Source organism: Pontibacterium sp. (assembly GCF_041587635.1).
Classification (GTDB): domain Bacteria; phylum Pseudomonadota; class Gammaproteobacteria; order Pseudomonadales; family Balneatricaceae; genus Pontibacterium.
The window spans coordinates 1-9,776 of record NZ_JBFGYC010000094.1 but is presented as its reverse complement, the minus strand read 5'-3'; the positions used below and the strand labels follow the sequence as shown (position 1 = coordinate 9,776).

Sequence of the window (9,776 nt, the reverse complement as noted above, 5' to 3'; positions counted from 1 at the left end):
CGTGCTTTGGATGCCACAAAGGCACATTTAGATCTGTGTTTTACTCAAATACCCGCGGACAACCGCCATATTCGTTAAATGACTCATCCCAGCGACGCACATCGTTGGCACGACGCCAGCGCGAATGATAAAACTCCATCAGACATTGGCCACTATCCACCTGAATCAGCAGCGTATCGAACTCTTTTACCTGACTGTACGGCGGATATTCTGTGCTATCGCCCCAGGTATAACCGCCTTTACGGCCGGCATAGGTTTCCCAGAACGCTTCGATACCCACCCAACGGCTGTTCTCTTTATCCCAGGCCTGTAACTCACCCCGGCTATCTTTTTGTACCTGTCCATCCCGGAAGTCTTCTGGTGCACTCCACGCCAATGGCGCACTCAAAACCATAATCACAGCTAACATTACTCGCATCGATATATCTCCCCTATCACCCTATTTGTTAGGTCCCGGACGATTCGCTCATTCAACCGTTATTCGAATAACAACTACTTTATTCGACCGACTTGAATTCAAACTGAAAAAATAAGGATCGTTATGGACATTGTCATCTCTTCCAATCCGCTGCTTTAAGTGGGAACACGAACACGTGTCGGGATAATCTCTTCCGCGTTTCGCTCGCGATTCGACTTCCACGACAACCAACCGAAACTCGTCAGTGCTAACCACGCCAACCAATCAAGCAGTTTCATGCCGTTAACCTGTTTAGCGACTCGATAGAACATTTCATCCCAGTGATCCTGCCCTTTACCTTCGTCCTGCTTACTGATTTCACCCTCTTCCCCCACGACGTAGATATAGTCATAGCGGTAGCCAAAATCATGAATCAGGCCGGGAATCAGCAATAAACCGGTGGGCGAAAGCAAGGCCCATAAGGGGCGCGGGATTGAAGCCCCGTCAAATACAAAACCTTTCGGAATCAGAATCCGGCGACCGTCAGGCAGATCATATTCCCAGTTTTCCACCAGCTGCCATTGTCTGACATCAGTGACCCAGGCTTTGATACGCGCGAAGAGACTCTTACCTTTGGTGCGAATAGGTAATGGCGTGAGTTTAGGCATTCGAGAGGGAGTAACCGTGTGTGCATCCATGACAACATCCTTGTATCGGGAGTAAGTAAAAACGCCCGGAAGAGAGTTGCAACACGCACAACTCAATACTGCATCCGTACAGTCTGTATACAAAGTACCCGATATTCAGGCAGATAAAAAACCGCCTGCTCTATCAGCCTGAACTCCACCTTTGAGGCAACACTCTGCCCTCTAAGCCTCGTTTAATCCCGTGGCGGCAACTCATCATAATCGGGCAGTTCTGAGGGTGACGTATACCAGCTGGCGCGTGATGCGCAGAAGATATTCTGCGCCGGTTTGATATCGGGATCATCATCCAGCGTACCGGCTGGAATCACCACCGCCCTCCCCGTTTTAGCAGCCCAAGGCAGAGACGATCCACAGCAACGGCAGAATGCGGTCGCGAAGTGTTTAGTATCAGGAGGTGAGTAGGAAACGACATGTTCTCGACCGGCAAGCCAGCGGAACTGATCAGGTTTGACTAACAGGTTGGAGGCAAACGCACTGCCGGTGAATTTTCGACAGCGGGAACAGTGACAGTACTGAAAGATACCCAAACTACCGTTGATCTCATAATGGACCTGACCACACAGGCAACTGCCTGCCGTGATGTTCTCACCTACTTCACTCATATCGGAACACTTCCTCATGGCTGCATGATGGCTAGAAAGAAGATAACCCGATTTTCCCATCAGCACCATATAGCAATGCGCTATCAACCGCATAGCCAAAGCTAATTAACTCAGTTGATGCAGGTCAGATCCGATGAAAGCGGCAAGGACTACTGTGGGGCTGCCGGAAACGGTGTCCCAATAAACAGACGCAGCATCGTATGTTGCTGCAAACGGAAACCCACAGGTGGCCGGACTTCCTTCTCAACTGGCAGGCTGCGTAGGAAACCCAACCACCGTGCGGGCTCACAATGGAGATTTATACCATGAATCGACGATACGGTCTGGCCCTCATCGGCATCCTGACCTCCTCTTCTGCACTGGCGACTGAACCCGTGCAACCCATCGAACCTTATCAAGCAAGCAATCAAGCCAAAGTAGAACTGGGTAAGAAACTCTACTTTGATCCACGACTGTCCAAATCGGGCTTTATCTCCTGCAACTCCTGTCACAACCTGAGTATGGGCGGCACGGATAATATGCCGACCTCGATAGGACACAACTGGGCGCTGGGTCCAATCAACGCACCCACTGTGCTGAATAGCAGTCTTAATCTGGCCCAATTCTGGGACGGCAGAGCGAAAAACCTGCAAGAGCAAGCGGGCGGACCTATCGCCAACCCTAAAGAGATGGGATTTAGCCACTCTCTGGCGGTCAACGTGCTGGAGACCATCCCCGGTTACAAACAGGCCTTTCAACAGGTGTATACCAATGACCAGATCGGAATTGATCAGGTCACCGATGCCATTGCAGCATTCGAGGAAACACTGGTGACCCCTAACGCCCCGTTTGATCAGTTTCTGAAAGGCGATGAATCTGCCATCTCAGACACCGCTAAAGCCGGTTACGCTCGCTTTAAATCGGTGGGTTGCACCGCGTGTCACAACGGTCAGGCCCTGGGAGGCAACTCATTTCAGAAGATGGGATTAGTAAAACCCTATAAAACCGACAACGCAGCAGCAGGTCTGTCAGCAGTCACAGGTAAGGAGATCGACCGCTTTAAGTTCAAAGTTCCGACCCTGCGCAACGTTGAACTCACCTACCCCTATTTCCATGACGGAGCGGTGTGGAGTCTGGAGGAGGCTGTTGATGTAATGGCAGAACTTCAGCTGGGACAGAAATTGAAGCAACAGGAGATTGGCGAAATCGTGGCCTTTCTGAAAACCCTCACCGGTGACCAGCCCAACTTCCGTCTGCCACAGCTGCCACCATCAACCAATGATACTCCCCGCCCTGATCCGGGCTGATTCTGGTAAAAGCTAACATGTGCAAAGCCTGAAGTTTGTGTCTCGCACACGGACTTCAGGTCTCTCGATGTTTACGCACTCAGCTCAGCACAACGCTCAGTCAAAAAATCACGTAGTTCACGTACCGCAGGCGTTAGCTGGCGACGATCCACACAGATCATATTCAACGGCGCAGGTTCGCCCTGCCATTCTTCACATAGGCGCACCAGACGACCTGCTTTCAGATCCTCAGCTATATCCAGGCCCGCCTTGTATGCGATACCCTGCCCCGCAAGTGCCCAACGGCGCACCGCATCACCATCATCTGCAACACGATTGCCGGACACCAATACAGAGGTTTCGCCGTCCGCGCCAAAGAACCGCCAACGATCATGGACATACTCACCCACCATAAAACAGAGGCAGTTGTGCGCATCTAGATCGTGCAGGCTTTGTGGCGTACCCACACGTTCAAGGTACTCAGGTGCAGCACACAATACCCGGCGGTTGTTGGCCGCCACCGGAATCGCTACGAAATTGGCATCGGCCGGTTGCCCGTAACGCAATGCGACATCCACCGGTTGGCGAAACACATCCGCGATCCGATCCGACAACTGCAGGCGAATCTCAACATTGGGAAACTGCGCCTGAAACGCATCCAACCACCCGATTACAAGATTCCGGCCCAAATCAGACGGCGCAGACAGCTGAATCACGCCCTGCACCAGCGACCGGCCCGACTGTAACGTTTCAAGCCCTTCTCGCATGAGTTGCAATGACTGTTCGGCGTAGCGCAAAAACACCTCGCCCTCCTGCGTTAAGCGCAAGCTGCGGGTAGAGCGGATCACCAGTTGCACAGCCAACTCCGCTTCCAAGCGCTTCAGCGCGGCACTTGCCGCAGCAGGCGTCAGATCAAGCCGATGCGCTGCAGCGGTGAGGCTGCCGGTTTCTGCAATGCAGATAAAAAACTCGAGATCTTTAAATGCTTTCATTATCAAATAAAATTTGAAACTAATTCGGTTTTCAAGCTGTTTTTCAATTCATATATGACTATTAAGATGGCTTCAACGCTAACGTACTGAAGACTTCATTCGAGTATTCATCATGATCCCAAACAACATCGACGGTTTAAGTTGGGCATTTGATCATATCAGCCTGAACACCACGCCAGACGCCAAAGCAGTTACGGACCTGATGACACTCTTTGCATTAGAGGATGGCTTTCGACCGCCGTTTCCGTTTTCCGGACGCTGGTTGTATCAGGAAGACAAGCCCGTGTGGCACCTGATCGATCAGCCCGAAGACAACTCTGAATCGGTCCGTCTGAACCACATCGCTTTTCGAGGTGTTACGGCCTCTGGTCAGCCCACGGCCAAGCAGACACAAACCGTTATCAACACACTGAAGCATCTGAACTTACCGTTCCACACCGCCAATGTGCCGGACGAAGATATGTTGCAGATATTTGTGCGCATCAGCGCCGAGCTGATGATTGAACTGGATTTACCACTTCACTCCACAATAGAACAAACGAAAGCACCCGCGACAGAACACACCATCAAGCCCAGCTATCACTACAGCCCGGACGATCAAACACCCCACGGAGACACTTTCTCATGACCCTCTCTCCCCTGTTCAGCTCACACCAACTTGGCGCTCACTCACTGCCAAACCGGATCGTCATGGCTCCGATGACCCGCTCGCGCACCACGCAACCGGGTGATATTCCGAACGCGATGATGGCCGAATATTATGCCCAACGCGCCAGCGCCGGACTGATCATCAGCGAAGCGACCCAGATCTCACCCCAAGGCAAGGGATACAGCTTTACACCGGGTATCTACAATCAGGCACAGGTCGATGGCTGGAAGCAGGTCACTGATGCAGTTCATCGTGCCGGAGGGCGGATCTTCCTGCAGCTGTGGCATGTGGGCCGCATGTCTCATAAGGTATTCCACAATGGAGAACCGCCCGTTGCGCCGTCTGCACTGGCACCCAATGCTGAGGTGTGGATTGCCGAAGGGGAGTATGCCGGTGAGATGGTCACCTGTCCGACACCCCGCGCGTTGTCTGAAGATGATATAAAAGCGGTGATTGAAGACTACCGTCAGGCGGCGATCAACGCCAAAGACGCCGGGTTTGACGGTGTCGAAATTCATGCGGCCAACGGATATCTGATCGACCAGTTTCTGCGCAGTACATCCAACCAGCGTACAGACCAGTACGGTGGCAACATGACCAACCGACTGCGCTTCCTGAAAGAGGTCACTGACACGGTTGCCGGTGTTATCGGCGCAGACCGTATGGGTGTACGTCTGGCACCTTACATCACCGCACGCGGTATGGACTGCCCGTACGTTATCGAGACGATCCTGACCGCAGCGGAATATCTCAATACAGCGGGTATTGGTTATCTCCATCTGTCAGAAGCCGATTGGGACGACGCGCCACAAATACCAGATGGATTCCGTACCGCTTTACGAGAGACATTCAACGGCACTATTATCGTCGCCGGACGTTATGACAAACCGCGCGCGGAAACGATTCTGGAAAACGAACACGCGGATCTGGTGGCCTTTGGCCGACCGTTTATTGCCAACCCGGATCTGCCCGATCGACTGGCTCGGAACATCCCGCTCGCTGACTTTGACGCAAACAGCTTATTTGGTGGCGGCATCAGCGGTTACAGCACGTACCCAACAGCAGATATAAATGGCTGAACAGCCGTCTCAACGACAGGAATACAACGATGAACATCGCCCACTTTGCACAAAACCGTCACTCCACCAAAGCCTTTGATCCAGTGCTGAAGATCAACGATGAAACCTTTGAGCAGATCCGCACCTTGCTGCGTTTCAGCCCATCATCGGTTAACTCTCAGCCTTGGCACTACGTGATTGCCAGCACCGAGGAAGGTAAAAAACAGGTCGCCAGTGCAACGTCTGCGGAGTATCCGTACAACGAACCCAAAATCCTGAATGCCTCCCACGTGGTGGTGCTGTGCGCCCGCCAGCAGCTGAACGATGAACACCTGAACAATGTGCTGGAACAGGAAGACCAGGACGGCCGTTTTGCCTCCGAAGAAGCCAAACAGACCCAGCATGGCGTGCGTAGCTTCTACTACGACCTGCACAAGTTTGATATGAAAGACACCCAGCACTGGATCGAAAAGCAGGTTTACCTGTCACTCGGTACTCTGCTGTTGGGTGCCTCTACGCTGGAAGTGGATGCCTGCCCAATTGAAGGCTTTGATCCGAAGATTCTGGATAACGCACTGGGCCTGCGTGAGAAAGGTTTAACCAGTCTGGTGGTTGTGGCGTTGGGTTACCGCAGCGAAGCCGACTTTAACGCCTCTTTGCCAAAATCCCGCCTGTCCGCTGAGCAGATCTTCACCGATATCTAATCGCGTCTGCACGTGCTGAACGCGCCGGTGGCATGGATACCACTGGCGCTTTACCAATCTAACCCGGATGGGTCAAATCAGGATGGTCCTCAAAGCTATCCAGATGCACCACCGCCGCATCGGTCAGACAATGGGTCAGGGATTTCGCCAGATCTGATTTCAGGTTCCAGACATGCCAATAGAGCGGAATCGCCAGATAACGCCCCGGCGTCATATCCACCGCTTTACCCGCCGCAACCATCTCCCGGCTCTGCTGATCCGGCACCATACCACAGGCATATCCACGCAAAATCATCTCAAAAAATGTCACGGATGACGGGATACGATGACGGGGATAATCCCCCGGCGCGACATCGAAAAACTTCTCCAGATAGCGGTTCTGCAACTCATCTTTGTTGTTAAACTCTGCCACCGGCGCACGGAAAAAACCGGCCGCATCCACCCCATCGGGAAAGTAACGGGCGATATACTCAGGGCTGGCGAGGCAGCGATACGGCGTCACACCCAGCGGGATACAGCTACACCCCTGCATCGCTTCCGGGCTGGCCGTAATACATCCCAGCACCTCTCCGGTACGCAGCAGGTGGTGCGTCTGGTCCTGATCATCCACCTTCATATCCAGCAACAACTTGCGCTCATTCAGCAGCGGGGCCATCGCATCCAGAAACCAGGTTTCCAGACTGTCGGCATTCACTCCAATTGACACTTTGGTGTAGCCGCTCTGTTGCTCCAGCGACAACTCATCCATCAGCTCATTCTGCAACATGCTGACCTGACGGAAGTATTTCACTGCCTGCTGACCTGCCCGGGTAGCCTGTATCGGGTTCGATCGCACCACCAGCGTTTGGCCCAGTTTTTCTTCCAACTGGCGCAAACGCTGAGAGACCGCCGACTGCGTGATATGCAGCTTACGCGCCGCTTTTTCAAAACTCTGTTCCTCAATGATCGCAGCCAAGGCGGCCATCTGACGCAGATCCAGCACCATTAATCTCTCTTATCAAACATCAATAACATTAGTTTTACTTACTTTACCGCCTGACTGAGAATAGCGCCATCCCTATTGCACCTTGTTTATAGCCATTTTGAGGAAGGCAGATGACTCTGTTGATGACAGCCCAATTGTTGGCCTTGTTTAAAGGCTTAGCTACCAGCGCCGGACTGATCGTGGCGATTGGTGCACAAAATGCGTTTGTGCTGACACAAGGACTGCGTCGTGAATACCACTGGCCGATCGCCGGTATATGCAGCCTTTTTGATGCGCTGTTTATTACATTGGGCATCGCGGGTATGGGCGTCTTAGTCTCCGAATCACCGACACTGCTCGCCATCACCCAATGGGGTGGCGCCCTGTTTCTTGGCTGGTATGGGTTACGCTCTTTCCGAGCCGCGTTTCAGGACAACAGCCTGAAGAGTGAAAGCCGCGGCCTCCGCAATCTCACACACGCCATCCTGACAACACTGGCGATCACATTGCTGAATCCACATGTCTATCTGGATACCGTTGTCCTGATCGGCAGCATTGGTGGACAGCAAGCACCCGACGAGCGTGCCTGGTTTGCTGCCGGTGCGATCAGCTTTTCGTTTATCTGGTTTTTCCTGCTCAGCTTTGGCGCGCGCTGGTTAGCCCCGCTATTTGCGAAGCCGATCGCATGGCGCATTTTAGATATGAGTGTTGCGCTGATGATGTGGTCGATCGCGGCCAGCCTGATTTTTACCTAAGGGGGCTAACGGGGGATAAGGGGGGCATACAAGGTCACAAAGACAGATGCCCAGACACCACGTTGTAACAGCCCCGGCATGAAATAGTGTCGGGGTCATATTCGAGATAGTTCAAATACAAACCATCAACATATTACTCAGATCACCCCACCGTTCTCACAAAAAACAGTTTAAACCCATAAATAATCGCTAGACTGTTAATCAACTATAAATCTTGAAAAAACATACAAATTCTAGCTGAACATTTATGTCATATATCATGAACAAAAATGTCACTCCCAAGTTAATTAAAACCTGAAACAATCTAATTGCTTTATCATCTCAATCGATATTTTATATCGAGACATCCTGTTTCACAGGCCGCGCCAGAAGCCTCCAGTAGCCCCAAATGCTACAAAACTGCCAAAAACCACCACATACAGCCAACAATCCGCTCAAAAAATGAGGATTAAGGCCTACAAATATTTCTTAAAATAAACGCCCCACAATTGTGCATCCGCACTAAAGAAATCGACCTAATCTCCGTGAAAAGGCGCATTAACAACGCCTAAAGCATGCACCAACATAATGCTGCAAACGCACATTAAATGAGTCCTCTAATAATATTTCATGGTTTTTAAATTAACGTATTTTCAAATAGGAAATTATCCACTAATCTAATTTAAGTCTTTAAAACAGTGCCGACGAATAAGATCTCGATCTTTCACAAAACGGTTCAGTTTGAGCGACTTACAAAGAAAAAAAATAAATAACACAGCATTCATTGGTCATTCGAGGTCGTAGTACATGATGAGAAAAGTAGCATTTGCTTCAGTCGCAGCGTCAATGTTCTTTGCTACATCCAGCTATGCAGCAAGCACATTGGAAACAGTCAAAGAACGCGATCACATCCTCTGTGGTGTCACCAGCGGTGTACCCGGATTTTCGGTCCCGGATGACAAAGGGAATTGGAAAGGTCTCGATGTTGATATTTGCCGTGCGGTCTCAGCAGCCGTCTTAGGCGACAACACCAAAGTTAAATACATCCCACTGACCGCCAAAGAACGTTTTACCGCATTAGCGTCAGGTGAGATTGATGTACTGTCTCGCGTGACCACCTGGACTCTGAGCCGTGATAGTCAGCTAGGCATCAACTTTGCCGGCGTAAACTATTACGACGGTCAGGGTTTTATGGTGAAAAAAGACCTGGGTCTGAAAAGTGTGAAAGAGCTGGACGGTGCGACCGTCTGCGTTCAGTCCGGTACCACCACTGAGCTGAACATGGCTGACTACTTCCGTTCCCATGGCCTGTCTCATACACCGGTTGTATTTGATACCAACGAGCAAGCGTCTGCCAGTTTCGACAGCGGTCGTTGTGATGCATTTACCACCGACTTATCTCAGGCATACGGTCTGCGTACCCGCATGAAAGATCCAAGTTCCGTTGTAGCTCTGCCTGAAGTGATCTCCAAAGAGCCACTGGGTCCAGTTGTTCGACAGGGCGACGATCAGTGGTTCAACATCGTGAAGTGGTCACTGAATGCGATGCTGAATGCTGAAGAGCTGGGCGTTAATTCAGGCAACGTGGATGAAATGAAGTCCTCTACCAATCCGAATATCCAGCGCTTGCTGGGCGGATCAACCGGTCTGGCGAAAGGTCTGGGTATCAGCGAAGACTGGGGTTACCAGATCGTTAAGCAGGTG

At 51.5% G+C, this 9,776-nt stretch carries 11 protein-coding genes; 6 read left to right on the top strand and 5 right to left on the bottom strand.

The features are described from left to right. Positions 1-40 precede the first annotated feature (40 nt). The 3 genes from ABYW01_RS06990 to ABYW01_RS06980 form a co-directional block, all read right to left on the bottom strand. Positions 41-418: a hypothetical protein gene (locus tag ABYW01_RS06990; protein WP_372831769.1), complete on the bottom strand. Its 378-nt coding sequence runs from the start codon at positions 416-418 to the stop codon at positions 41-43. 155 nt (positions 419-573) lie between these two features. Next, on the bottom strand, positions 574-1,095 hold the full coding sequence (locus ABYW01_RS06985; RefSeq protein WP_372831768.1) for a DUF1353 domain-containing protein: 522 nt from the start codon (positions 1,093-1,095) through the stop codon (positions 574-576). 182 nt (positions 1,096-1,277) lie between these two features. Further along, positions 1,278-1,706, bottom strand: coding sequence for a GFA family protein (locus ABYW01_RS06980; RefSeq protein ID WP_372831767.1), 429 nt, complete (start codon positions 1,704-1,706; stop codon positions 1,278-1,280). Between the two features lie 305 nt (positions 1,707-2,011). On the opposite strand from ABYW01_RS06980, the gene ABYW01_RS06975 reads away from it, so the two are divergent. Then, positions 2,012-2,992, top strand: coding sequence for a cytochrome-c peroxidase (locus tag ABYW01_RS06975; protein WP_372831766.1), 981 nt, complete (start codon positions 2,012-2,014; stop codon positions 2,990-2,992). 71 nt (positions 2,993-3,063) lie between these two features. On the opposite strand, the gene ABYW01_RS06970 is transcribed toward ABYW01_RS06975, so the two are convergent. After that, positions 3,064-3,963: a LysR family transcriptional regulator gene (locus tag ABYW01_RS06970; RefSeq protein WP_372831765.1), complete on the bottom strand. Its 900-nt coding sequence runs from the start codon at positions 3,961-3,963 to the stop codon at positions 3,064-3,066. A gap of 112 nt (positions 3,964-4,075) precedes the next feature. Here ABYW01_RS06970 and ABYW01_RS06965 point away from each other — a divergent pair, with 112 nt between their 5' ends. From ABYW01_RS06965 to nfsB, 3 genes are read left to right on the top strand one after another with little or no spacing between them, the layout of a single operon-like run. Continuing rightward, positions 4,076-4,591, top strand: coding sequence for a hypothetical protein (locus ABYW01_RS06965; RefSeq protein ID WP_372831764.1), 516 nt, complete (start codon positions 4,076-4,078; stop codon positions 4,589-4,591). Continuing rightward, positions 4,588-5,691, top strand: a complete 1,104-nt coding sequence (locus tag ABYW01_RS06960; protein ID WP_372831763.1) for an alkene reductase — start codon at positions 4,588-4,590, stop codon at positions 5,689-5,691. The genes ABYW01_RS06965 and ABYW01_RS06960 overlap by 4 nt, the downstream gene beginning before the upstream one ends. Positions 5,692-5,720: 29 nt before the next feature. Beyond that, a complete protein-coding gene (gene nfsB, locus ABYW01_RS06955; RefSeq protein WP_372831762.1) occupies positions 5,721-6,374 on the top strand; it encodes an oxygen-insensitive NAD(P)H nitroreductase in 654 nt (217 codons plus the stop codon). A 58-nt stretch (positions 6,375-6,432) separates the two neighbouring features. Here the strand turns inward: nfsB and ABYW01_RS06950 are convergent, their stop codons facing one another. Continuing rightward, positions 6,433-7,359: a LysR family transcriptional regulator ArgP gene (locus ABYW01_RS06950; RefSeq protein WP_372831761.1), complete on the bottom strand. Its 927-nt coding sequence runs from the start codon at positions 7,357-7,359 to the stop codon at positions 6,433-6,435. A gap of 110 nt (positions 7,360-7,469) precedes the next feature. Here ABYW01_RS06950 and ABYW01_RS06945 point away from each other — a divergent pair, with 110 nt between their 5' ends. Both ABYW01_RS06945 and ABYW01_RS06940 read left to right on the top strand, forming a co-directional pair. Next, positions 7,470-8,093 carry a LysE/ArgO family amino acid transporter gene (locus ABYW01_RS06945; protein WP_372831760.1) on the top strand — a complete coding sequence of 208 codons (624 nt, stop codon included), beginning with the start codon at positions 7,470-7,472 and terminating at the stop codon, positions 8,091-8,093. 789 nt (positions 8,094-8,882) lie between these two features. Beyond that, on the top strand, positions 8,883-9,776 hold an 894-nt coding region (locus ABYW01_RS06940; protein WP_372831770.1), incomplete at its 3' end, for an amino acid ABC transporter substrate-binding protein.